Source organism: Musicola paradisiaca NCPPB 2511, assembly GCF_000400505.1.
Lineage (GTDB): Bacteria > Pseudomonadota > Gammaproteobacteria > Enterobacterales > Enterobacteriaceae > Musicola > Musicola paradisiaca.
On sequence record NZ_CM001857.1, the window covers coordinates 149,829 to 174,642 of the forward strand.

General features: G+C 59.4%; 24 protein-coding genes. 9 read left to right on the plus strand and 15 right to left on the minus strand.

Annotation, left to right across the window (positions count from 1 at the left end; genetic code table 11):
- Positions 1–92 precede the first annotated feature (92 nt).
- The 4 genes from DPA2511_RS00680 to DPA2511_RS00695 all read right to left on the minus strand — a co-directional run bounded on the left by DPA2511_RS00680 (position 93) and on the right by DPA2511_RS00695 (position 3,981).
- Positions 93–956, minus strand: a complete 864-nt coding sequence (locus DPA2511_RS00680; protein ID WP_012763773.1) for a YicC/YloC family endoribonuclease — start codon at positions 954–956, stop codon at positions 93–95.
- 224 nt (positions 957–1,180) lie between these two features.
- Positions 1,181–1,651: an RcnB family protein gene (locus DPA2511_RS00685; protein ID WP_012763774.1), complete on the minus strand. Its 471-nt coding sequence runs from the start codon at positions 1,649–1,651 to the stop codon at positions 1,181–1,183.
- 186 nt (positions 1,652–1,837) lie between these two features.
- Positions 1,838–2,746, minus strand: coding sequence for a LysR family transcriptional regulator (locus DPA2511_RS00690; RefSeq protein ID WP_012763775.1), 909 nt, complete (start codon positions 2,744–2,746; stop codon positions 1,838–1,840).
- 167 nt (positions 2,747–2,913) lie between these two features.
- Positions 2,914–3,981, minus strand: a complete 1,068-nt coding sequence (locus tag DPA2511_RS00695) for a dipeptidase (protein ID WP_012763776.1) — start codon at positions 3,979–3,981, stop codon at positions 2,914–2,916.
- A gap of 209 nt (positions 3,982–4,190) precedes the next feature.
- Here DPA2511_RS00695 and DPA2511_RS00700 point away from each other — a divergent pair, with 209 nt between their 5' ends.
- Genes DPA2511_RS00700 through DPA2511_RS00725 form a run of 6 tightly spaced genes read left to right on the plus strand, consistent with a single transcriptional unit; the run spans position 4,191 to position 10,771 of the window.
- On the plus strand, positions 4,191–5,786 hold the full coding sequence (locus DPA2511_RS00700) for an ABC transporter substrate-binding protein (protein WP_012763777.1): 1,596 nt from the start codon (positions 4,191–4,193) through the stop codon (positions 5,784–5,786).
- A complete protein-coding gene (locus DPA2511_RS00705) occupies positions 5,786–6,796 on the plus strand; it encodes an ABC transporter permease (RefSeq protein WP_012763778.1) in 1,011 nt (336 codons plus the stop codon). The genes DPA2511_RS00700 and DPA2511_RS00705 overlap by 1 nt, the downstream gene beginning before the upstream one ends.
- A complete protein-coding gene (locus DPA2511_RS00710) occupies positions 6,793–7,695 on the plus strand; it encodes an ABC transporter permease (RefSeq protein ID WP_012763779.1) in 903 nt (300 codons plus the stop codon). The genes DPA2511_RS00705 and DPA2511_RS00710 overlap by 4 nt, the downstream gene beginning before the upstream one ends.
- Entirely contained in the window at positions 7,696–8,526 is an 831-nt protein-coding gene (locus DPA2511_RS00715) for an ABC transporter ATP-binding protein (RefSeq protein ID WP_012763780.1), read from the plus strand.
- Positions 8,523–9,263 (plus strand): ABC transporter ATP-binding protein, encoded by a 741-nt coding sequence (locus tag DPA2511_RS00720; RefSeq protein WP_012763781.1) that lies wholly within the window; start codon positions 8,523–8,525, stop codon positions 9,261–9,263. The genes DPA2511_RS00715 and DPA2511_RS00720 overlap by 4 nt, the downstream gene beginning before the upstream one ends.
- Entirely contained in the window at positions 9,260–10,771 is a 1,512-nt protein-coding gene (locus tag DPA2511_RS00725) for a serine hydrolase domain-containing protein (RefSeq protein WP_012763782.1), read from the plus strand. Before DPA2511_RS00720 ends, DPA2511_RS00725 begins: the two co-directional genes overlap by 4 nt.
- Before the next feature lie 122 nt (positions 10,772–10,893).
- Here the strand turns inward: DPA2511_RS00725 and DPA2511_RS00730 are convergent, their stop codons facing one another.
- From DPA2511_RS00730 to DPA2511_RS00780, 11 genes are all read right to left on the minus strand, one after another.
- Positions 10,894–11,853 carry an isoaspartyl peptidase/L-asparaginase family protein gene (locus DPA2511_RS00730; RefSeq protein WP_012763783.1) on the minus strand — a complete coding sequence of 320 codons (960 nt, stop codon included), beginning with the start codon at positions 11,851–11,853 and terminating at the stop codon, positions 10,894–10,896.
- Positions 11,854–11,880: 27 nt separating this feature from the next.
- Positions 11,881–12,702, minus strand: coding sequence for a M55 family metallopeptidase (locus DPA2511_RS00735; protein WP_012763784.1), 822 nt, complete (start codon positions 12,700–12,702; stop codon positions 11,881–11,883).
- A 10-nt stretch (positions 12,703–12,712) separates the two neighbouring features.
- Positions 12,713–13,771: a DmpA family aminopeptidase gene (locus DPA2511_RS00740; protein WP_012763785.1), complete on the minus strand. Its 1,059-nt coding sequence runs from the start codon at positions 13,769–13,771 to the stop codon at positions 12,713–12,715.
- A gap of 125 nt (positions 13,772–13,896) precedes the next feature.
- Positions 13,897–14,793: an ABC transporter permease subunit gene (locus tag DPA2511_RS00745; RefSeq protein WP_012763786.1), complete on the minus strand. Its 897-nt coding sequence runs from the start codon at positions 14,791–14,793 to the stop codon at positions 13,897–13,899.
- A gap of 8 nt (positions 14,794–14,801) precedes the next feature.
- Positions 14,802–15,722: an ABC transporter permease gene (locus tag DPA2511_RS00750; RefSeq protein ID WP_012763787.1), complete on the minus strand. Its 921-nt coding sequence runs from the start codon at positions 15,720–15,722 to the stop codon at positions 14,802–14,804.
- A 17-nt stretch (positions 15,723–15,739) separates the two neighbouring features.
- Positions 15,740–17,281 (minus strand): glutathione ABC transporter substrate-binding protein, encoded by a 1,542-nt coding sequence (locus DPA2511_RS00755; RefSeq protein ID WP_012763788.1) that lies wholly within the window; start codon positions 17,279–17,281, stop codon positions 15,740–15,742.
- A gap of 60 nt (positions 17,282–17,341) precedes the next feature.
- Complete coding sequence (locus DPA2511_RS00760) at positions 17,342–19,216, minus strand: ABC transporter ATP-binding protein (RefSeq protein ID WP_012763789.1); 1,875 nt, start codon at positions 19,214–19,216, stop codon at positions 17,342–17,344.
- Positions 19,217–19,236: 20 nt separating this feature from the next.
- Positions 19,237–20,202, minus strand: a complete 966-nt coding sequence (dgcA, locus tag DPA2511_RS00765) for an N-acetyl-D-Glu racemase DgcA (RefSeq protein WP_012763790.1) — start codon at positions 20,200–20,202, stop codon at positions 19,237–19,239.
- A 4-nt stretch (positions 20,203–20,206) separates the two neighbouring features.
- Positions 20,207–21,214: an N-acetyltransferase DgcN gene (dgcN, locus tag DPA2511_RS00770; RefSeq protein ID WP_012763791.1), complete on the minus strand. Its 1,008-nt coding sequence runs from the start codon at positions 21,212–21,214 to the stop codon at positions 20,207–20,209.
- A 217-nt stretch (positions 21,215–21,431) separates the two neighbouring features.
- Positions 21,432–21,749, minus strand: a complete 318-nt coding sequence (locus DPA2511_RS00775; protein ID WP_012763792.1) for a DUF202 domain-containing protein — start codon at positions 21,747–21,749, stop codon at positions 21,432–21,434.
- Positions 21,750–21,759: 10 nt separating this feature from the next.
- Entirely contained in the window at positions 21,760–22,134 is a 375-nt protein-coding gene (locus DPA2511_RS00780) for a YidH family protein (protein WP_012763793.1), read from the minus strand.
- A 438-nt stretch (positions 22,135–22,572) separates the two neighbouring features.
- On the opposite strand from DPA2511_RS00780, the gene DPA2511_RS23780 reads away from it, so the two are divergent.
- The 3 genes from DPA2511_RS23780 to rph all read left to right on the plus strand — a co-directional run bounded on the left by DPA2511_RS23780 (position 22,573) and on the right by rph (position 24,719).
- Positions 22,573–23,010, plus strand: coding sequence for an autoinducer binding domain-containing protein (locus DPA2511_RS23780; protein ID WP_226376618.1), 438 nt, complete (start codon positions 22,573–22,575; stop codon positions 23,008–23,010).
- Positions 23,007–23,285, plus strand: a complete 279-nt coding sequence (locus DPA2511_RS23785) for a response regulator transcription factor (protein WP_051122227.1) — start codon at positions 23,007–23,009, stop codon at positions 23,283–23,285. The genes DPA2511_RS23780 and DPA2511_RS23785 overlap by 4 nt, the downstream gene beginning before the upstream one ends.
- Positions 23,286–24,002: 717 nt before the next feature.
- A complete protein-coding gene (gene rph, locus DPA2511_RS00790; protein WP_012763794.1) occupies positions 24,003–24,719 on the plus strand; it encodes a ribonuclease PH in 717 nt (238 codons plus the stop codon).
- The last annotated feature ends 95 nt before the right edge of the window (positions 24,720–24,814 follow it).

Sequence of the window (24,814 nt, forward strand, 5' to 3'; positions counted from 1 at the left end):
TTCCTCCATCATAAAACAAAAAAGGCCATGATTTACAATGGCCTTTTTATCCTGACGAGACTTAGTGAGACAACGCGAGATCGCGTGGCACACTACTCGATATTCTGAATCTGCTCCCGCATTTGCTCGATCAAGACTTTCAGTTCGATGGCGGAGGCGGTGACGTCGGCATTGATGGATTTGGACGCCAGCGTGTTCGATTCGCGGTTAAATTCCTGCATCATGAAATCCAACCGACGGCCGACGGCTTCTTTCTTGGTGAGGATGTTGTAGGTTTCCTTCACGTGGGCTTCCAGCCGATCCAGCTCTTCTGCCACGTCAATGCGCTGCGCCAGCAGCACCAGCTCCTGTTCCAGCCGGTTGTTTTCGAGCTGAACCTGCGCTTCTTCCAGCTTGCCGAGTAATCTTTCCCGCTGCCATTGCAGGATACTGGGCATGTGGGCACGCACTTTCGTCACTTCGGCGCTGACGCCCACCAGCCGTTGCTCGATAAGTTGTTTGAGCGCATTGCCTTCGCTTTCACGGGCGGTGATGAAGTCGTCCAGCGTTGCTTCCAGCGCCTGCATCAGCTCGGCGCTGATGGTGTCCAGGTCTTGCTCCTGCGCCGACATCACGCCAGGCCAGCGCAGGATGTCCAGCGGATTGATTTCCCCTTCGTCGCTCTGCATTTTGACCCAGTTGGCGGCATCAACCAGCTGTTTCGCCAGCGATTCATTCAGGAGCAATTGCCCCTGCGCACGTGGGTCGAGGTCGAAACGCAGGTTGCACTCGATTTTGCCGCGGGTCAGGCGCTGGCGGATACGCTCGCGAATAACCGGCTCCAAACTGCGAAATTGTTCCGGCATGCGGATATAGGTTTCCAGATAACGCTGGTTTACAGAACGCAGTTCCCAGGACGCATTGCCCCAGTCGCCCTTGATTTCTCGCCGGGCGTAAGCAGTCATGCTACGAATCATAAGTCGATACCGGTAAAGGAATGATGCGGATGATTATAACCCTGTCTCCGGCGTCAGGGTAACGGCATCATTAACATGCGCAGAAAATCCGGTTGCATGTCTCACCGCCATCCGCGTCTCTGTTGCGGTAGAGTGCGACGGATGGGGAAGGATGCCCGAGGGGGAAACGGCGCGCGCAGCGCGAGAATCAACGGTGAAGGTATACGCCCCTGACGGGGCGTTGATCAGTGCAGTGCGCTATTGAGAATGATGGAGGTGATGATGCCGGTAGCAACGGCAATCAGCACATAGTTGCCGTCGATATAGGCCCAGCGGTAGCCGGACGGCGGCGCATACAGGCCGCGCCCGCGCCAGTCGTCCATGCGATACTGATCCCAGCGGAAGTCTCTCGGCACCGGGTGGCCGCGCCGGAAATCATGGCCGCCAAAGGCAAAATGTTCACGCTGCGGCGGCCCTGCGCGGTGATCCTGACGGCCTGGGCCATGATCGTTACGCGCTTCCGGGCGGCCTTGGTCGTGGCCTGTATGATCCTGCCGACCTTGCCCCTGATTGCCGGGATTGCCAGGATTGCCGGGGTTCCATGGCTGCTGCTGTGGCGCGCGATTGTCACCTGGGCCTTCCGCATAGGATGCGGGAACAAATGCATTAGAGATGACTACTGTGCATATAAACAATGCCAATGCTGCTTTTTTCATGGTTACCACCTTTTACGAACTTGGTTGTTCAGGATAACCCTACGTGGTCGCTGGCGTATGTGCTATCTGAATAATCCGGTTTTGTGGGGTGCGGCTTGAGGGGTTTGGGGGGCGTCGAGAGTGAAACATCGGCGCCCCGGCATATTCCCTATCAGGGAATATGCTGCATCATATGAGGGGAGAGCGTCAGGCGGCCTGCAACATCGGCAGGCATCGGGTTGCCAGCTCGCGGCATTTGATTTTCAGCTCCTGTTTGAGCTGCAACACTTCGCGTGATTGCGGCATATCGCTGCGGCTTATCAGCATCACTTCGAACGGCAATGGCTGGCTGATGGGCACAATCTTGAGTTGATCGGCGTAACGATGGGCGGTGAACAGATCGACAATACCGGTGCCGCCGCCGGCCAGCACCATATCGGCGATCACCGAATAGGTTTTGATATACAGCGAGGCCGCCGGCTTCAGGTGGCGATCCCGCAGCGCGCGGTGCACCACCTGGCCCAGTGGATCCTGCTGTTGCATCATCAGCAGGTTGTTATGGCACAACCATTCCAGTGAAACCGGCCCCTGCTGCGGACTGTTTTTGGGCAGAATCGCCACCATGCGAGATTGGCATAACGGCTCCGCCAGCAAATCGGTCGGGACTTGCTGACCGAATACCAGTGCCAAATCAAGCTGTTGTTGCTGAACATTTTGGCATAGCGTACCGAAATGCTCTGTCACCAGTTCCACGTTCACCATCGCCGCCTGCTGCTGAAACGCCACCATCGCCGGCGCCACGATCATCTGGCCGAAGGCATGGGCGGCGCCAAGCCGTACTGTCTGACGCTTGCCGCGGCGAATCTGTTCCGTCAGGTGGGCGATATCCTGCAAGTGGCTGTAAAGACGCTCAATCTCTGGCATCAACCGTCGTCCCTCCACCGTCGGCACCATACCCTGCACGCGCCGTTCGAACAGAGCGAACCCCAACTGCTGTTCGGCGTGATTTAGCACCCGGCTGACATTGGGCTGGGAGACGTTCAATAACCGCGCCGCGCCGCTGATGGTGCCAGCCTGAACGATGGCCTGGAAGACTTCGATATGGCGTAAACGCATAATCTGGCGCCCTGATGGATGGAATGTGGTGGGTTTACGACCGGCTCGTGCGCGATCGATTAAGGTGCAAATATAAGCAAGGTTTACGCCACTTTATTGGAACTGGAAAGAAAACCGGGCAGGTATCAGACAACGCGCCGGGGGCGCGGCGCGCGCCCCGGTTCGAGCTATTCGCCCCAGGTGGCTTCCAGCACTCGTAGCCAGTTGCTGTAACAAATTTTCTCCAAAATGGTGCGTGAATAACCAAGATCGAGCATGGTTTGCACCAAAATGGGGAATCCTGCCGCATCTTTCAGATCGGGAGGAACGGTGGTGCCATCCAGATCAGAACCGAAGCCCACATTATCTTCCCCAACTTTTTCAAGCAGATACTCTATATGCCTGACGATTTCCAACACAGTTGCCGATGGATCTTTGCGGCCATCGGCCCGCAGGAAAGCGGTACCGAAATTGACGCCGACAAAGCCGTTGCTTTCGCGGATGGCGGCCAGTTGGCGGTCGGTCAGGTTGCGCGACTGCGCGCACAAGGCATGGGCGTTGGAGTGGCTGGCGACCAGCGGCGCATCGGAGATCTCCGCTGTTTGCCAGAATCCTTTCTCGTCCATATGGGATAAATCCACCAAAATGCGCCGGGCATTACAGGCGCGGATCAGCCGCAGACCGGCTTCCGTCAGGCCATCGCCGGTGTCAGGCGAGGAGGGAAACCGGAAGGGCACGCCCTGGCCGAAAATATTCGGCCGGCTCCATAACGGGCCAAGGCTGCGCAACCCGGCGGCATACAGAATATCCAGCAGCGTCAGGTCGGGATCCAGCATCTCTGCACCTTCAATGTGCATCACCGTCGCCAGCACGCCTTGTGCCATACAGCGCCGGATCTCCGCCACGCTACGACACACTTTTACCTGTCCGGCGGACTCGGCTTCAATGCGTAATAGCGTGGAAATCATCCAGAAACTGGTTTCCCGCGCTTCGTCCAATGTGGGGGTTGTGAATACGCTGTTACCACCTGGTACAGAGTTTGCATCTTCCTTTTTGGCTGAAGGAACGTAGGTGGCGAACAAACCGCCGGCGAACCCACCCTGACGTAGCCGAGGCAGGTCGATTTGGCCTTGCGACGGCCCGCAAAGAAATGCCTCCGTCGGAGTATCGCGATGCTGGCGCCATAGGCGGGACAGTACGTCATTGTGGCCGTCGAACACAGGAATGCGATCGTGAAACACTGGTTTATCTGACATGAGCGGAAGTACCGGTACTGGATTGAAATGAAATCGATGGTTCGGAACGCGGCGGGGAATTACCCTCCGGCGGTCGGTCTGTTCCAGCGCTGAATTTTTATTCGACGCACGCTCATTTAAGCCAGCTCCTGCCAACCCTGTCAAGCCGAATACAGAAAAAATATATTTATTTTATTTATAAATCAAATAGTTAAACACTTGGGGGATTAATGGTCACCAGAAGACGTTTTCTTGCCGGTTGCGCAACCGTACCTTTCCTGTCCTGGCTCAATCTGAACACCGCATTTGCCGATACGCCGCCTTCCATGCTGGTGATGGCGATGCAGCTCGATAACATGACCAGTCTCGATCCGCAGGAGTGCTTTGAGACGGTGGGCACCGAAGTTATCGGCAACCTGTACCAGCGCTTAGTGATGCCGAACCCGTCCAACCCGCAGGAGGTGATCGGTGATCTGGCGAGCAGTTGGGCCGTCAGCAATGAAGGCCAAACCTTTACCTTTCATCTCAATCCGCAAGCCAAATTCGCTGATGGTGCGCCTGTCACCGCAGAAGACGCCGCATTTTCGTTGCAGCGTGCGGTGAAGCTGGATAAAAGTCCGGCCTTTATCATCAACCAGTTCGGTTTCACCAAAGACAACGTGGAACAGCGCATTACCGCGCCGGATGCCCACACGCTGGTGCTGAATCTGGAAAAACCGGCGGCGGAAACCTTCCTGCTTTATTGCCTGTCGGCGCCGGTGGGCAGCGTAGTCCAGAAGAAAATCGCGCTGGCTAACCAGCAGAACAACGACCTGGGCAACCAGTGGATCAAGCAGAATAGCGCCGGTTCCGGCCCGTTCACGCTGGTGAGCTGGAAACCCAGCGAAAGTATCATTCTGCAGAAAAACGATAATTTCCCTGGGGATAATGTCTTCAAACGTGTGCTGCTCAAGCATATCGTCGATCCGTCCGCTCAGTTGCTGATGCTGCAAAAAGGGGATGTGGATATTGCCCGTGATCTGACGACGGAACAGATTCGCCCGTTGCTGAACGACAGCAACTACCATCTGGTGCGTCAGAGCATTGCCAGCCTGATGTTGCTTTCCTGCAATACCGGCAACGAATTCCTGAAAAAGCCGCAGGTATGGCAGGCGATTAAATGGGCGCTGGATTACGACAGCATCCAGAAAAACATTCTGCCGCTGACCCATAAAGTGCATCAGAGTTTCCTGCCGGACGGTTTCCCGGCGGCGCTGGGCGACAACCCGTTCCATCTGGATGTCGCCAAGGCCAAAGCGCTGTTGAAAGACGCCGGATACCCGGATGGTTTTGAGATCACCATGGATCATTACTCCGCCCAGCCGTTCCCGGATATCGCACAGGCAATCCAGACGCAGCTCGGCGCTATCGGCATCAAGGTGAAGCTGATTGCGGCGGAAAACCGTCAGGTATTGACCAAAATGCGCGCTCGCCAGCAGCAACTGGCGTTGACTGCCTGGGGCGCGGACTATTTTGATCCGAACTCCAACGCCGAAGCGTTCTGCATCAACACCGACAACAGCGACAGTGCCCGCAATCGCACATTGGCCTGGCGTTGTAACTGGTCTGATGATGCATTCAATCAAATGACCGAGCAGGCGCTGCATGAGAAGGACGCCGCCAAGCGTATCGAGCTGTACCAGACCCTGCAGCGCAAACACCGTGAACTGAGCCCGTTTACCGTGATGATGCAGTATGAAAGAACGCTGGCCTGTCGCAAGAATCTTAGCGGCGTCACGCTGACCGTACTGAGCAAGGTTCCCTACCAGCAGGTGAAGAAAGCCTGATGCGAATGTTGACCCGCTTTTTCAGTACGCTTGGCAGTCTGGCGCTGACGTTGTTGGGGCTTTCCATATTGACCTTCTTTATCGGTCGCATTATGCCGACCGACCCGGTACTGGCGGCCGTGGGGGATAATGCCCCACAGGCCGTCGTGGAACGGGTTCGACAGGAAATGGGGCTGGATCAGCCCCTGTGGATCCAATACGGTCATTACCTCAACCAATTGTTGCACGGCGACCTTGGTCGCTCGGTGCTGACCTCCAATCCGGTGGTTTCCGATATCGCCCGTTATTTCCCCGCCACGCTGGAACTGGCAACCGCTGCGATTATCGTCGCCGCGTTGCTTGGCATTCCGTTGGGCGTGTGGGCGGCGGTGCGCCAGGGGCGCTGGGTGGATCAGACGATACGTGTCATCTGCCTGGCTGGGCACTCGTTGCCGGTGTTTGTGCTGGCGCTGATGAGCTTGTTGATTTTCTACGCGGTGCTCGATATCGCGCCAGGGCCGGGGCGTCAGGACATTATCTTTCAGGATATGGTGCCGCACGTTACGGGTTTGCTGACGGTGGATTCCCTGCTGGCCCGTGACTATGACGCCCTGCGCGATGCGCTGGCGCACATGGTGCAGCCGGTATTGATCCTGGCGTATTTCAGCATGGCCTATATCACGCGCATGACCCGTACCTTCATGCTCAATGCGCTGAATGGCGAATTCGTGATTACCGCCCGTGCCAAGGGGTTGTCCTCCCGCCGGGTGATTTGGCGGCATGCCTTTCCCACCGTGGCGGTGCAACTGGTGACGGTACTCGCGCTGACCTATGCCGGCCTGCTGGAGGGGGCGGTGGTGACGGAAAACGTCTTCTCCTGGCCGGGCCTGGGGCAATATCTCACCAATGCGCTGCTCAATGCGGACATGAACCCGGTCGTCGGCGCCACGCTGCTGGTCGGTGCGGTGTATGTACTGCTTAACCTGCTGGCTGACATTCTCTATCGACTTTTGGATCCCCGAGTAACATGAGTTTCTTAGTCTCACGAGCCTGGTTGCTCGACGAAACCCCCGCAACGCGCCGTCAGGCGGTCTGGGGGCAACGCTACCGGCTGTGGCTGGGGCTGCGCACTAACCCGCTGGCGATGATAGGGTTGATCATCATCACGCTGGTGCTGTTGTTGTCGCTGGCCGCGCCGTTGCTGACGCCTTACTATCCCGGCTTTCAGGATCTCTCCAATCGACTGGCGGCGCCGTCATCGGCGCACTGGCTGGGTACGGACGAACTGGGGCGCGATGTGTACACCCGCATCCTGTTCGGCGGACGCACCACGCTCGGTATGGTGATCGCGGTGGTGGCGCTGACCGCGCCGCTCGGCCTGTTGATCGGCTGTATCGCCGGCTACGCGGGCAGTTGGCTGGATAAAACCCTGATGCGGTTGACGGATATCTTTTTGGCGTTCCCGCGCCTGGTGCTGGCGCTGGCGTTTGTCGCGGCGCTCAAACCGGGGGTGGAAAGCGCCATTCTGGCGATTGCGCTGACCGCCTGGCCGCCTTATGCCCGTCTGGCGCGGGCGGAAACGCTGCAGTTTCGCAACAGCGATTTCATCGCCGCCTGCCGTCTGACCGGCGCCTCGCCGTTTCGCATCATCCTGCGGCACATCATGCCGTTGTGCGTGCCGAGCCTGATCGTGCGCGTCACGCTGGATATGAGCTCCATCATCATTACCGCCGCCAGCCTCGGCTTCCTCGGCATGGGGGCGCAGCCGCCGTCGCCGGAGTGGGGCACCATGATCGCCACGGCGCGCCGTTTCCTGTTCAACGCCTGGTGGGTGCCGCTGGTGCCCTGCATCGCGATTTTCCTGACCTCGCTGGCGTTCAACTTCCTGGGCGACGGCCTGCGTGATGTGCTGGATCCGAAGGAGCGTTAAATGCTGGTAGAAATTGAAAATCTTCGCATCTCCTTCGTTAACCGAACGGAGACGTTCGAGGCCGTGCGCGGCATCTCGCTGAGCGTGGGGAAAGAAAAATTCGCCATTGTCGGGGAGAGCGGTTCCGGCAAGTCCCTCACTGCCCGCAGCCTGATGCAGTTGTTGCCCGGCAACGCCCGTATCGAGGCCGACAAGCTTAGCTTCGACGGCATCGACTTGCGCGGCGCCAGCGAGAAAACCTTGCGCCAGATTCGCGGCAAGCGCGTCGGCTTTATCCTGCAAGACCCGAAATATTCCCTGAACCCGGTGATGACCATCGGCCAGCAGATCGCCGAAGCCTGGCGCGAGCACAAAGGCGGCAGCCGCCGCGCCGCGATGGATGCGGCAGTGGCGCTGCTGGAGCAGGTGCGTATTCGCGATCCTCAACGGGTGGCGGGGCGCTATCCCCATGAAGTCTCCGGCGGGATGGGGCAACGGGTGATGATCGCCATGATGCTGGCGCCGGATCCGGAACTGTTGATCGCCGACGAACCCACTTCCGCGCTGGACGCCACCGTTCAGGCGGAGATCCTGTCGTTGATCGACGATCTGGTTTCCCAACGCGGCATGGGGCTGATCCTGATCAGCCACGATCTGCCGTTGGTGTCGCACTTCTGCGATCGTGTGGCGGTGATGTACGCCGGCCGGATCGTGGAAATGCTGAAAGCCAGCGAACTGATGCAGGCGCAGCATCCTTATACCCAGGGGCTGCTGGCCTGCCTGCCTTCGCTGCGGCACCCGCGCGAGCGGCTGCAAGTCTTGCAGCGCGACCCGGCCTGGAGGAACGCATGATTCATGTAGAAAACCTGCGGATTGCATTTGGCGGTCTTGAGGTGGTCAAAGGCGTGTCCTTTGACGTGGAAAGCGGCGGCAGTTTCGGCATGGTGGGGGAGAGCGGCTCCGGTAAATCCACCATTCTGCGGGCGATGGCCGGGTTAAACCGATACTGGCAAGGGGGGATTACCTTTGGCGGTATGTCGCTGGCCGGTCGGCAGGATCGTCATTTCTACCGTCAGGTGCAGATGGTGTTTCAGGATCCGTATGGTTCGCTGCATCCGCGTCAGACTATCGATCGCATTTTGCACGAACCGCTGCTGGTGCACCGTTTCGATCGGGCGGAGCAGCGTATCGCCAGGGCGCTGGAGGAAGTCGGGCTGCCGGCGGCGGTACGCTTCCGGTTTCCGCATCAGCTCTCCGGCGGCCAGCGTCAGCGGGTGGCGATCGCCCGTGCGCTGATTGCCGAACCGGAGGTGCTGCTGCTGGATGAGCCGACCTCGGCGTTGGATGTGTCGGTGCAGGCGGAAATCCTTAACCTGCTGGCGGACTTACGCCACGAGCGTAAGCTCACCTACATCATGGTCAGCCATAACCTGGCGGTGGTGTCGCACCTCTGCCAGCGGGTGGGCGTGATGCAGCATGGCGAAATGGTGGAACAGGTCAGTACCGATGATTTGCGCGCCCGCCGCGTCAGCCATGCGCACACCGCAGAACTGTACGATTTAAGCATGACGCTGGAGGAACCGGCATGACATTACACTGGCAGCGGGCGATCGACATCGCCCGCGACATCACCCAGCGCTGGAATCAGCCGGGGCAACCCGGCGGCGCCATCACGTTGTTTGATGGCGAGCAGATTCGCGCCGCCTGCTGCGGCGGGCTGGCGGATCTGGCGCAACAGACGCCGTTTACCGCCCAAAGCGTGGTGCGCTTTGCTTCTGTGACCAAGCATTTGTTTGCATCCCTGGCCACCGGCCCGGCCAGCAATCACCTGGCGCTGAGCGACCGTCTCGACCGGCATCTGCCGCAGTTGACCGGCGATAACGGCAAGGTGACGGTGGGGCAGGCGCTGGATATGACGTCCGGCCTGCCGGACGTGCGGGAAAACCTGTCGCTGCTGGGGCTGTCGGTTTACAACGCCACCTCCGCCGCCAGCCTGCTGGCGTATCTGGCGCAGTGGGGCGATCTCAACTACCCGGCAGGCAGCGAAATTTCTTATACCAATACCGGCTATCGGTTGGTGGAAGAAGCGCTGAAAGCCAAAGGCGTCTACTTTGCCGATTTGCTCGACCGCCACATCAACCAGCCGTTGGGCATTGCGCTGCATGCGCCGGAAACCTGGTTCGACATCGTACCGGGGTTGGTGCCGGGTTATTGGCAGTCGCCGCAGGGCTGGATGTTGTCTTGCGCCGGTTTGCATCTGTCCACTTCCGGTTGCGTGGCGGGCAGCGTGCAGGATCTGACGCGCTGGCTGCAATCGGTATTGACGAATCAGGGGCCGGGCGAAGGCGTGCTGGCGCGCCTGACGCAGCCGCGTTATCTGAGCGACGGCCGTCAGACCGGTTATGGGCTGGGGATGGCGCATAGCCAGTTAGGCTCGGTGCCGCTGGTGGGGCATGGCGGTTCTCACGCCGGTTACAAGAGTTATTTCCTGCTCGATCCTGAACGGAAAATCGGGCTGGCGCTGGTGGCCAACCGGGAAGATGTCGCCACCTACGACTGCGCGCTGAAAGTGATGTCGGCGTTGCTGGATCAACCGCTGCCGCCGAAAGGCCACCGCCTGACGCCGGGTTTGTATGTGGCGGAACACGGCGGGGACTGGCTGGAGGTGACAGCACCGGGCGCTTGCTGGCTGGGCGCGTCGGAAACGCTGTACCTTGATGACGAACCGGGCGTGGCGGTGTCGCTTTCCAGCCACCTGCCGATGCGCTTGCGCCAGAACGGCGTGGCGATCGAAGGGGAAATCGGCCATGCGCCGAAGCGTTTCCTGCCGGTAGAGGCGGACGACAGCGTATCCCGGTTGCAGGGGCGTTGGCGGGTGCCGGCGTGTCGCAGCGAACTGGTGATCGACGGCGCGAACATCGTGATGGGCATCGGCCCGGCGGCGATTGCGGGCACGTTGCAGCCGTTGGGCAATGGCCGATCGCTCGCCACCGTTCAGGACGGCCTGTGGGAAAAACGCTTCTCGCTGCTGCCGGATGGCGACGAGCTGATTCTGCTGCTTAACCGCAGCCGGGTGGTGAGGTATCAGCGCGGGTGAGGTGAACGCACCTGACGCGCATTTCTCTTCCGGTCTTATCCTCTCCGGTTTACTCGCTGCGCTCAGCCGTTGGGCCGAGTGCAGCGAGTGCCGTTTTGCCTGCCTGCGGTACGAAGGCCGGTTTAGCGGTAGATGCCTACCACCGGGGTGCCGCCGACGTAGCCGTAGCCGCGGTACATCCCTTCGCTATTGAACGGCAGGGCGATATTGCCGTAATGGTCGACGGCGATCAGCCCGCCGCTGCCGCCCAGCGCGTTGATTTTCGCCATCACCACCTTATCGGCGGCGTCCGGCAACGGCAGGCTGGCGTACTCCATCAGCGCCGACACGTCGTAAGCGGCGACGGTACGCATGAAGACTTCGCCGGTGCCGGTGCAGGAAACGGCCACCGTCTGGTTATTGGCGTAGCAGCCCGCGCCGACAATCGGCGAGTCGCCAACGCGGCCGACCTGTTTGTTGGTCATGCCGCCGGTGGAGGTGGCGGCGGCCAGGTTGCCTGCCGCATCCAGCGCGACCGCGCCGACGGTGCCGAACTTGCGATCCGGGTCGATCGGATCGGCGCCCTGCGCCTGACGTTCGCCGTCGTGATCCAGCAGGATCTGGCCTGCGCCGGCCTGCGCTCTCAGCAACTGCTGGTAGCGTTCATCGGTGGAGAAGAACGTCGGTTCCACCATTTCCAGCCCGTGATCGCGGGCGAACGCCTCCGCGCCGGCGGCGGTGAACATCACATGCGGGCTGCGTTCCAGCACCGTGCGTGCCGCCAGTACCGGGTTACGGATATGGCTGACGCCGGTCACGGCCCCGGCCTGTAACGAGTGGCCGTCCATCACGCAGGCGTCCAGCTCGTGGGTGCCCTGATGGGTAAACACCGAACCTCTGCCCGCGTTGAACAGCGGACACTCTTCCAGCAGGCGTACCGCCTCGGTAACGGCGTCCAGCGCACTGCCGTGGGCGGCCAGAATGTCCTGACCGCGGGTGACGATAGACAGCAGCGCCGCACGGTAGCGTTGTTCTTTGTCACTGCTCATGGCCGACCGGCTGAGCGCGCCCGCGCCGCCATGGATCACAATTACTGGTTTCATCGAATTGCCCTCGTTCGGATGCGAACGTTAATTTTGCGTAGTCGCCAGGTAGGAAAACGCCCCCAGCAGGCTGACGATCGGCGCGATGGTCGGGGATTGATAACCCACGGTGATCGCGTCTTTGCGCCTGACGCCGGGGATCAGGCAAAACAGGTCGGCCAGCACCGGTTTAGCCACCATCAGCTCTAATTCATACGGTGGTTGCAGGCGTGTGGTGGTCTCTGTATGCGCCTTCTGTACTGCCTGGGTGGCGGCAGCGCGGATGACGTTGCGCGCCGCTTCCGGGCTGAGGGACTCCGCCGCCGTTTGGGAAATGGCGCGTTTCACGCAGGCAAAGTCCGTCGCCGGGTAGTAGCGGTTGATCCAGCTTTGCAGCGTATCATCACCGCTCACCAGCCACAGCGGCGTGTTCAGTTCGGCCCCTGCTGCGGCGTAGATATCGCTTTCGCCCATCACTTCGCCGTTGATTTTGACCCGATAGAAAGCGCGGCCATTGATGGTATGCGCCAGCACGCCGTGTTCTCCGGCCGCGCTGTGGTAGCCGATGAACATCAGACCGTCGAACTGTTGCTGCTGCAACCCTTCCACCATCGACAAACCGCGGGGTTTGCCCTGCACCAGACGGGCGCGCGGGTCGATGTTTTCCGCCCGCAGGTTGGTCATGGCGGCGTGGCTGTCGGCCACCACCACTTCGCTGGCGCCGCCGGCGAACGCGCCTTCAATCGCGGCGTTGACCTCCTGTTCCATCAGACCACGGGCGATCTGATGCTCCGGCGCGCCGGGGCTGCACTGCTCCGGCCGCATGACGCCGGCAATACCTTCAATATCTGCAGAAATAAACACTTTCATGTCGGGTTCCTTATTCGGGACGAACCTGGGATAAACGATCCAGCACCTGTGTCAACGACGGACGATGATGACCACGAAAACCCGTCACCGCCTCGGCCTGCAACAGGGCGTCCAGCACCGCATGCTCGGTGGCGTCGGCGGCGGCGTTGAGCATCGGTTCCAGCGCGGCGTCTTCCGGCGGCTGCGGCGTCGGGCAGGTGGAAAACGCCACGGCGATATCGCCGGAGCCGTGTCCCCAATAGCTGCCGAGCCGCCCCAGACCGGCGCCGGCGCGTCGGGCGATGCGCGTCAGTTGACGGGCGTCCAGCGGGGCGTCCGTCGCCATGATGATAATGATGGAGCCGGCGTCGCGCTGCGGCGCCAACTCCGGCAGCAGCGGGGCGATGGCCTCGCCGGCTTGTACGCCGTCCAGCGTGAGCGCCGACAGCGTGCCGAAATTCGCCAGCACCAACACCCCGAGGGTGGCGTTCAGTTCCGGGATCAGCCGGGAGGCGGTGCCGATGCCGCCTTTCAGGCCGAAGCAGCTCATACCGCGCCCGGCGCCCACGCTGCCGCGGGCGAAATCGACGCGGGCGTCGTCCAGCGCGGCCAGCGCCATCGGCTCGGTGACGGCCAGCGCCTGAATGTCGTTGAGCCAGCCGTCGTTGCACTCCAGCGCCAGCGGGTTGATGGTGGGCAGCGATCGGCCCAGTTCGGGATTTTTACCGATGGCGTCGCGTACCAGCGCCGTGAATAGCGTGCCGACCGACAGGGTATTGCTGAGCAGTATCGGGGTTTGCAGCCGTCCCAACTCGTCAATCTGCACCAGCCCGACCGGTTTGGCGAAGCCGTTGAGTACCGCCGCGCCACAGGGTAACGGCTGGACGAACAGGTTAGCGCCGGGCGGCACGATGGCGGTGACGCCGGTCTGGATGTCGCCGTCGGCCAGCGTAGAGTGACCGACGCGCACGCCGGGTACGTCGCTCAGACGATTGTGCTCGCCGGCTGGCAGACGCGGGGTTCCCAGCCGACGTTCTTCGCGCCAGCGCTGCAACAGCGGTTGCAGCCGCGCCTGTTGATAAAGGGTCATGATGTCCTCATTCCGCGTTGGGGCGCTCTTGCGCCGTTAAGCCGGTGTGAGCGGGCGCCGCCGGAGCGACGCGCTTGTCGTTGGCCCGCTCCGGCGTTCCGCCCATCGGCATGAGCGGTTCGGGGTCAGCGTTTCAGTTTCGGATCCAGCGTATCGCGCAGCGCGTCGCCCAGCAGGTTGAACGCCAGCACGGTACAGAAGATGGCCAGACCGGGGAACACGCTGACATGCCATTGGCCGGCCATCATCATGCTGCGGCTCATGGCCAGAATATTGCCCCACTCCGGCACATCCGGCTCTGGGCCGAGTCCGATAAAACTCAGCCCAGCGGCGGTCAGAATGCTGGTGCCGATACGCATGGTGAAATAGACGATCACGTTCGATAGCGTGCCTGGCAGAATATGGCGCATCAGGATGATGCGGTCCGGCGCGCCGGCGCAGCGCACGGCTTCCACGTAAGCGGCTTGTTTCAGCGACAGCGTAGAGGCGCGCACGATACGGGCGAACACCGGCACGCTGAATACCGCTACCGCGATAATCACGTTATTCAGGCCGGGGCCGAGGATGGCGACCACCGCGATCGCCAGCAGCATACCGGGGAAGGCAAACAGCACGTCGCATCCGCGCATGATCAGCATGTCTATCCAGCGGCCATAGTAGCCCGCCAACAGGCCGAGCACGATACCCGCCAGCATGCCGAGCGTGACCGAGAAGAAGCCGACGTACAGCGAGATACGTGCGCCGTAAATGATGCGGCTCATCACGTCGCGGCCCAGATCGTCGGTGCCCATCCAGTGCTCGGCGGAAGGCGGCGCGCTGAGCGCCATCCAGTCCGGCTCCATCGGGTTCCACGGCGCCAGCCAGGGGGCGAACACCGCCACCATCACCAGCAGTAGCACGAAGCCGCCGGCAAACAGCGCCATCGGGTTACGCACGAAAGCGTGCAGAAAGTCGCGCCAGGGCGAGCGAATGGTGTCATCGAAGGCGGTGGGGGCCGCAACAGGATCTTGTGCAGGATTCATCGTCGCTCCTAACGTAAACGAATGGCCGGATTCACCACCGCGTACAGCAGGTCGACCAGCAGGTTAATCAGGATAAATTCAATGACGAACAGCATGACCAGCGCCTGAATCACCGGCTGGTCTTGTGTTTTGATGGATTCGATCAGCAACCAGCCGAGCCCCGGCCAGTTGAACACGCTTTCCACCACGATCGAGCCGCCGAGCAGGAAACCGAATTGCAGGCCGAGCATGGTAATCACCGGGATCAGCGCGTTGCGCATCACATGCTTCCAGACGATCAACCGCTGACGCAGCCCTTTGGCGCGGGCGGTGCGCACGTAGTCTTCCTGCATCACTTCCAGAAAGGCGGAGCGGGTGAAGCGCGCCATTACCGCCGCGACCGACGCGCCCAGCGTCAGCGCCGGCAGCACGATATCCAGCGGTTTATTGAAACCGCTGACGGAAAAAATGCCGAACGGCATGGCGACGAACTGGATCAGCAACAGGCCGAGCCAGAAGGTCGGCATCGAAATGCCGCCGACGGCGGCGCTCATCAGCGTCCAGTCTTGCCATTTACCGCGCTTGAGCGCGGCGAATACGCCGATCAGCAGGCCGAGCACTACCGACCAGATAAAACCGGCCAACGCCAGCCACAGCGTCGGCATAAAACTTTTCTGGATAACCTTTAACACCGGCTGCTGGGTGCGGTAGGTGATGCCGAAGTCACCGTGCATCATCCCGCTCAGCCAGTCGAGGTACTGCTGCGGCAGCGGGTTGTTGAGGCCCAGATGCTCGCGGGCGGCTTCCACCGCTTCAATCGTGGCATCGGAGCCGGCGTAGATCCGTGCCGGGTCGCCCGGCAACAGCTTGATAAAACCGAACACCAACAGGGAGATCACCAGCAGAACCGGGATCATTTCCAGCAAACGTCGGACGATATAGGCAAACATGGTGATCCCCCGTGTGATTACTTGAACTCAGCCTGATCGAAAATCAGCGAACCGTCCGCCAGCATGTAAACGCCGGACAGATTCTTCACTTTACCCACCAGGTTGTCCGGTACGCCCAGGAACACCACCGGCGCGTCTTTCCAGATCAGCTTCTGCGCTTCGGCGTAGGCGGCGGCGCGCTTGGTGTTGTCGGCGGTTGCCAGGCCGGCCACGATCGCTTTATCGACGTCAGCATTGCTGTAGTAGGAAACGTTGTAGGCCTTCGGTACCCAGGATTCGGTGGCGAACAGCGGACGCAGCGCCCAGTCGGCATCGCCGGTGGAGGGCGACCAGCCGCCGTAGTACAGGTCGAATTCAGCCTGTGTCGGGTCTTTCACGCCGAACAGTTTTTCGTTACGGGTACCGGAGTCCATCGGGGTGACGGTGACTTTGATACCGACCTGCTCCAACTGCTGTTTGAAGAACTGGGCGCTACGTACATAGTCGGTACGGTTGGTCGTCCACAGTTTCAGCTCCAGGCCTTTTTCGTAACCGGCTTCCTTCAGCAGTTCTTTGGCTTTGGCCGGGCTGTAGGTGTAGTTCGGTTCGCTCTGGCTGGCGAAGAACTGCACGCGCGGCGCCATCGCCGAAGAGGCCGGCAGACCCATGCCGGCAAAGCCGACTTTCAGCCACAGGTTACGGTTGATGGCGTAGTTCAGCGCCTGACGCACCCGCACATCACTCAGCGGCCCGTGTTGGGTGTTGATCGCCATATAGAACAAATAGATGCTGGGATCGCGCTGGATAGCCAGTTTTGCGTCATCTTCAACGGTTTTCACCAAATCGGACGGCAGCGGATAGATAGCGTCCGACTGGTTGGCTTTCAGCGCCGCGACGCGGGTGGCGTCTTCCGGCGACGGGTAGAAGGTCACGCTGTCGACTTTCGGCCAGCCTTTCTGCCAGTAGCTGTCGTTTTTTACCAGCTTCACGTCTTTACCCTGTTGCCATTCGACAAACTTGAACGGGCCGGTGCCGACCGGGTGTACGCGCAGTTGGGTTTCATCGGGATACTGTTTCAGCGCTGCTGGGCTGTGCATCACCGCCGACGGGTGGGCCAGGGTGTTGATAAAGGCGCCGAAGGATTTGTTCAGTTCGATCTTCACCTGCGTCGGAGACAGCACGGTGACGCTCTTGATCATGTTGAACAGGCTGTTGCGTTTCAGGCCCTTGGTTTGGTCGGCCAGACGGTCAAGGTTGGCTTTCACCGCGTCGGCGTTGAACGGCGTACCGTCCTGGAAGGTGACGCCTTCGCGCAGCGTGATGGTGTATTCGGTGGCATCGGCATTGCCGGTGTAGCTGGTGGCCAGGCGCGGCACCAGTTTCATCTGATTGTCGAACTGGAACAGACGCTCGAATACCCCGCTCTGGATCGAGTAGCTCAGTGTATCCGAGGTATCGTGCGGGTCGAACCCGGTGATGTCGGCATACATGGAAATGCGCAGATCCTGAGCCTGAGCCGCAGCGGCCAGACAGAGCGACAGCCCGAGGGCGAGGGCGGAACGACGTAGTAACGGTTTCATGGTGCTCTCCTGTGATGCTGTGTGGTGGTGTATGGGATGTTGTGGTTGTTGTGTTATCTGTCAGCGCCCGATCTCGGCATCGCTGACCCAGTGGTGCGGGCCGACCTGACGGTACTGTGCCTTGGCGACCTGCTCATTGGCCTTGCGTAACGGCGACGGGATCTCGCTGTCGTCCAGCTGGCGCGCATAGCGTCGGTTGGGGTCGGCAATCGGCACGGAGGCCAGCAGCCGACGGGTATAGGGGTGCTGCGGATTATTGAACACCGACTGGCGCGGGCCGATCTCGACAATCTGCCCGAGGTACATGACCGCGACGCGGTTGGCGATGCGTTCCACCACCGCCATATCGTGGGAAATGAAGATCCACGACACGCCGGTTTTTTGTTGCAAGTCCATCATCAGGTTGACCACCTGCGCCTGAATCGATACGTCCAGCGCGGAGACCGCCTCGTCGGCGATGATCACCTGCGGTTTGAGCGCCATGGCGCGGGCGATGGCGATGCGCTGGCGCTGACCGCCGGAAAATTCGTGCGGATAACGGCGGGCATATTCCGGCGGCAGACCGACGCTTTTCAGCAGCGTCTGCACCTGCGGCGTGGCTTCTTCCAGCGATTTCACCAGACCGTGCAGCAGCAGCGGCTCGGCAATGGTGAAACCGACCGTCAGCCGTGGATTGAGGGAGGCATAGGGATCCTGAAACACCATCTGCATTTTGCGGCGCAGCGGCAGAAAGTCCCGATCCCGCATGACGGCGATTTCGTGCCCTTCAAACAGCAGACTTTCCGACTCGCTTTCCACCAGCCGCAGCAGCGCCCGACCGGTGGTGGACTTGCCGCAGCCGGATTCGCCGACAATCGCCAGCGTTTCACCCGGCCAGACGGCAAAATCGATCTGCTCCACCGCGTGCACCCGGTGGGTGACGGCGGACAACAGCCCGCTGCGTACCGGGTAGTAGACTTTCAGGCCGCGAACATCCAGCAGCGGCAAGGCGTCATACTGCGCGGTCATGTGGTCTTGCGCGGTTTCTTCACTCTGTTGCCCTAACAGCGGGAAGCGTCGGGGCCAGGCGCTGTCGCGCATGTCGCCGAGCTTCGGCACCGCCGCCAGCAGCGCTTTGGTGTAGTCGTGCTGCGGGCGGTTGAAAATATCGTCCACGCGCCCCTGTTCCACCACTTCGCCGCGGTACATCACCACCACGCGATCGGCGATTTCCGCCACCACGCCCATGTCGTGGGTGATGAACAGTACCGCCATGTCGCTCTGGCGCTGTAAATCGCGCAGGATTTGCAGAATGCGCGCCTGCACGGTGACGTCCAGGGCGGTGGTGGGTTCGTCGGCGATCAGTAATTGCGGATTGCAGGCCAGCGCCTGGGCAATCATCACGCGCTGGCGCATGCCGCCGGACAGGGCGTGGGGGTAACTGTTCATCACCCGATCGACGTCGGCGATGCGGACTTTGCGCAGCAGCTCGCGCGCCTGGGCGCTGGCGCTGGCGGCGTCGCACATTTGGTGGTCTATCAGCGCTTCGGTGAGCTGGTCGCTGACTTTCAGCACCGGGTTGAGCGAGGTCATCGGTTCCTGAAAAATCATCGACATTTCGCGCCCACGCAGCGCCCGACGCGCGTCGTCTTTCATCTCCAGCAACGAATGCGCCTGACCGGAACGGGTAGTGAAACGGATGCTGCCGCGATTGATGGTGGCGGAATCCGCCAGCAGCCCCATGACGGTCAGCGACGTGACCGATTTGCCGGAGCCGCTTTCACCCACCACCGCCACCACTTCACCCTTGTTCAGGCTGAAGGACACGCCTTTCAGCGCTTCGCTGGTGCCGGATCGTCCGCTGAAGCTGACGCTCAGATCGTTGATTTCCAGCACCGGCCGCGGTGCCTGACCGGATGCTGTGGCGGTCGATTCAATTATGGTGGTGTCCGTCATCGTCACTCCGGTGTGGTTGCTTATAGCCAGATGCGGCCAAGGTTATAGGTCAGGTAGGGCGAACTGTCCGCCGCCAGCCAGATGGGGCCGTCCAGATCGACATGCTCGGCGCTCAGCGCGACCGGCAGTGCGGCTTCCATCGCCAGCGATGAGCCGAGCATACAGCCCACCATAATACGCATGCCCTGTTCGCGGGCCAGCGCTACCATGGCTCGCGCTTCGGTCAGACCGCCGCATTTGTCCAGCTTGATGTTGATCATCTCGTAACGATCACGCAACGCGGCGATGTCGCCGCAATGGTGACAGCTTTCGTCCGCGCACACCGGAATGGCGTGGGTGAAGTCGGCCAGCGCCGCGTCCTGCCCGGCGGGCAGCGGCTGTTCCACCATGGCAATACGGTAGGCGGCCAGCTGGCGTAATAATGGCTCCAGATCCTGCCCGCCCCAGGCTTCGTTGGCGTCGACGATCAGGGTGACGTTCGGCGCCGCCTGGCGAATCGCGGCCACTTTTTCCAGAATCTGTTCGCCGTTGAGTTTGATTTTCAGCAGCAGCGCGCCGCGAGATACCGCGTCTTTGGCGGCATGCGTCATCTTTTCCACGCTATCCAGACTCAGGGTCTCGGCGGTGATGATCGACTGCGGCGGCGTAATGGCGAGGTATTGCCACAGCGTCTGCTTGCTCAGGGCGGCGTTCAGGCGCCACAGTGCGCAATCGAGCGCATTGCGGGCCGAGCCCGGCGGCAGCAGGCGTTGCAGTTCGTCCAGCGTCATGCCGTTTTCCACCGCGTGACGCACCGATTCCAGTTGTGCAGCGACGCTCTGCGCCGTTTCCTGATAGTGAGCGGTGGGCGTGCACTCGCCGCGTCCGATAAACCCGCGCTCTTCCAGCGTCACCCGCACCACGGTGACGGCGGTTCGGGTGCCGCGGGAGATGGCGAACGGTCGCGCCAGCGGCAGTTCCAGCGTTTCGATTTGCATTTGTCGCATAGGGTTATCCCCGGGTGTTCAGCAGCTGTGCGATATCGTCGATACCGAAACGAATCGGGTCGGTTGCCGGGACGCCGAAGCGTTCGCTCAGTTCACGGCAATAGTCCCGCGCTTCCTGCTCGCTGTGGTTGGAGGTGTTGATGGCGAAACCGGCCAATTGCACCGCGGTATTGGTGACGCGGGCGGCGCGCAGACAGGCTTCCACGCATTCATCCAGTTCCACCATCGGCTGGTGGGGCAGGTGGCGCATGTGCGGACGGCCCATTTCATGGCACATCACCAGCCAGTGCGGCTGTGCACCGTGGATAAGGCCGGTGGTGACGCCGGCATAGGACGGATGGAACAGCGATCCCTGGCCTTCGACGATATCCCAGTGGTCGTCGTCATTGGCGGGAGAAAGTGCTTCGGCCGCGCCGGCGATGAAATCGGCGATCACGGCGTCAATGGCGATGCCGTCACCCGCGACCAGTACGCCGGTCTGGCCGGTGGCGCGGAAGTCCGCTTTCATGCCCCGCTTGCGCATCGCCGCTTCCAACGCCAGCGAGGTGTACATTTTGCCCACCGAGCAATCGGTGCCGACGGTCAGGACACGTTTGCCGCTGCGGGTTTTTCCGCTGCCGACGGTCAGTTCCGGGCGCATATGGCGGATATCGAACAGCTGAACCTGGTGCTTGTCGGCCAGTTCCTGCAAACCGGGGACGTCGGTCAGGCGTTGATGCAGGCCGTTGGCGACATTCATGCCGGCCTCGATCGCGGCGCGGACGGTATCCAGCCAGTGCGCCGGCAGGAATCCCCCGGCATTGGCGGTGCCCAGCACCAGCGTTTTGGCGCCGCGCGCCGCCGCGTCGGCGATATCCAGATCGTCCAGCCCCAGTGAGACGGCGCTGCCCGGTAGGCGTAGCTGACCCACGCACTGTTCGGGACGCCAGGTGTGGATCCCGCGCGCCGTTTTCACCGCCAGGGGATCGGTCACATCGCCAAGAAAAAGCAGGTAAGGTTGTGGAATCAGCATGATGTCTTATCCGTGATTGAAAAAAGGGTGATGGAAAAACTATTCCACGATGCTTTTAGGCTGACGAATGCTTGTTTATTAGGGGGGCATAGCTTTAGGTTATAGCGTTTTTATTTTTAACTTCATGTTAATTAATAGTTTTTGTGAAGATGGTCAAAATGGGTATGCCTGTATGTTATGGCTGATAGGCATAGCAAAATCTTCTGGGAAAGGAAAATCAGGCCTGTAATAGCGTGATGAGTAGCGCAAAGTTGGCACCCACCACCGCCATCGTGAACAGCAGCATCATGCGGGCCGAAAGAGGCGAACTGGCGCAGGCATGGCGTAGCCTTAGCCGCGACCAGAGATACATCATTAGCGTCGCCAGCAGCAGAAAGACGCCGATGGCCATGAGCGGCGGATGGGACGGTGTCGAACCCGCTCTGAGCAACAGTACGCTGTTGATTAACATAATAAAAGCGGTGCGCGACCAAGCGAGCCGGGTTCGTTCCGGTTGCAGACCCGGGTCGCGTGGCGGCGAAGGTGGCGGTGTCATTCCCTTATTCCTACAGCCAGAGAATCATCAGCGTCAGTGCTATGGAGATAGCGCCGACGCAGCACGCCACCACCAGCAATAACCGGGTATAAGGGAGCGCCTGGCCGGTACGCATCGCCAGTTCGTTAGCAACCCAGCGACGGTAAGCCATCCACGCCAGCAGCGCTGACGTCAGCGTCAGGAATACGGCGATGCTGGCGCGAATAGCCGGCGGCGCTAACGTAGGAGCGAACTGGTCAATGGCGATGGCGCCCGCCAGAAAAGCCAACGCAGTGCGCAGCCAGGCGAGGAACGTGCGCTCATTAGCCAGAGAAAAGCGGTAGTCCGGTGGCGTACCTTGCTGATACCAGGGGCGTTTTTTGTCGGCGGGCGGCGTTGTGTTCATGAGGTGGTCCCGGCTGATAAATGCATCCATTGGGCAAACGGAAATATGCGGCGCCGCCTAAGGGTATAGGGTTTCCACGGAAAGCCAACCCGGTAGCATGGCCTGTTCGCCCGCTGTAAATATGAAGACCGCCATCTTATACCATGCCGACAGCGGATGAATACCGCGATGCGGTCTCAGACCACACCCTGGTTATGGCCGCCCTTGCAGAATGTTCCATCGCAAGGTGTGATAAGGGAAAAATACAAAAATAACAATTGGTTATATTGTCGTCATGCGTTTTCATTCCAATGGTTCTCAACGCCATTTATTCTATTGCCCTGGCGATAATCGGTGTTGTTGTGTCGATAAATATGAGCCTGGCCTGACGGGTTATTCTATTTACCTGTTTGGATGGTGCATAAATATTATGATTCTTATGAAAATGGACGATCATGAATGCGTGGATACTTTGATAATACTCATATAAATACAATGATAAAGAACCATCTCGATAGTGAAATACTTCCGCATGGCGATGTCAGGTATGCTTACGCCATCATGAATAAGCGAGACCCGAATGATATGGTGATTATTAATAATCATGCATCCTGGTTTACGCTTTATCTTGAAGGCAGTTATCAGATGATTGATCCAATTATTTTTAGAGCATTGGACGGGGTGGAGGATTTTCCCTGGGATGAGAAAATAATGCTTTTTTCTGATTTGAATTCATCAAATATTTTCAACGTGGGACGTAATCATAATATCAGTACCGGGCACACCTTTGTATTGCATGATAATAAAAATAATCTGGCGGTGCTTTCCATTTTTCAGAGTGATTTTTGCGAGGCTGATTTTCGTGAATACATCAACGAGCGCAAAGAAAAACTGTGATCTTAACGCATCAGAAAATGCTTTCTTTATATAAAGAATTGGAAGGCGTAACGCCTCATGGTAGAAAGATACTGCTCTCTCCGCGGGAAAATGAGATTCTTCACTGGGCGAGTATGGGAAAAACCTATCAGGAAATCGCCATGATTCTTGATATTGGTATCAGTACCGTCAAGTATCATATGCGTAATGTGGTAAGCAAACTTGGTGTTTCAAACGCCAAGCATGCCATCAAACTGGCTGCTGAGTTACACCTGTTTTATAGGAATGTCTTGTAAGTTTATTTGTTGCCAGATTAATGATCTTTTTCTGTAAAACGAATGCTGGAATAGGCGCCTGTCAGTGTCTCCCAGAATATATACCCGACATACTTCACGTTGCAGGTGTGTTGGCGGCGTTTGCTCACCCGAATCACTTACCTGAGTAAGCGCATCGGGATTCGCTCTCTTGCCGCGTTACAAGGCTCTTACGAGCCTTGTCCTAAAGGGCCAACGCGTGGCGTTGTTCAACACGCGAGCGTGTTGTCCTGCAACTCGAATTATTTGGGGTATAAGTAACGCTATCCTATATGATATTCATGGATTACGTATCAAAAGGCATTTTTCTGACCTATTTAATCTGTCTTTGAAGACTTATTTCTAAGTAAAAAACGAACGGGTAATTTATTTTCAATGACGATGCTATAATTTGCATCAATAAGCGCTGTCATTTTTAATTCCTGACTCTACTTCTGAGTTAAATCAGTCTGTGCCGTATAGACAGGATGGATATAACAATATTGAATTCTTGTCGTCACGGACTCTGTGAAAAATACCTGAATTAAAGTATTGGTGGTCGCTGCACCAAAGGCGGAGGTGTGTCTTTTACTATTCGAGCGGTTTCATTTCTTGCATCCGCGCTGCTTCCGTATCTGGTACGCCGTGATTATCGGTAGGCAGGGCAGGGTGAAGGCCGTATAATGCGCGCCAATCAAATGAACCTGCCGGAGATGATCCATGCGTCCAACAGGCCGTAGCGCACAGCAAACTCGCCCTATCACCCTAACCCGTCATTACACCAAGCATGCCGAAGGGGCGGTGCTGGTGGAGTTTGGCGATACCAAAGTGCTGTGTACCGCCACGGTGGAAGAGGGCGTGCCGCGTTTTCTGAAAGGGCAGGGACAAGGCTGGATAACCGCAGAGTACGGTATGCTGCCGCGTGCGACCCACAGCCGCAATGCCCGTGAAGCAGCCAGAGGCAAGCAGGGTGGTCGTACTCTGGAAATTCAGCGCCTGATTGCCCGTTCGTTGCGGGCGGCGGTTGATTTGGCGAAGCTGGGCGAATACACCATTACGCTCGATTGTGATGTGCTACAGGCGGACGGCGGCACTCGTACTGCGTCCATCACCGGCGCCTGCGTCGCGCTGGCAGATGCCATTGCCGGCTTGGTAGCCAGCGGCAAATTGGCGAAAAACCCGATGAAGGGCATGGTGGCCGCGGTTTCCGTTGGTATCGTCAATGGTGAAGCGGTGTGTGATCTGGAGTATGTGGAAGACTCCGCCGCCGAAACCGATATGAACGTGGTGATGACCGAGGACGGCCGCATGATCGAAGTGCAGGGCACCGCCGAGGGCGAGCCTTTCAGCCATGAGCAATTGCTGGAACTGCTGGCGCTGGCTCGGGGAGGCATTGAGGACATCATCAGAGCGCAGAAGGCTGCGCTGGCAAACTGATTTTTTAAGCGACCCAGGCGGTCGCTTTTTTATATCGGCTGGAGGCGGCGTGTCTAGCCACGGTTTTGCCATCCACCCAACCCCTGCTCCGGATA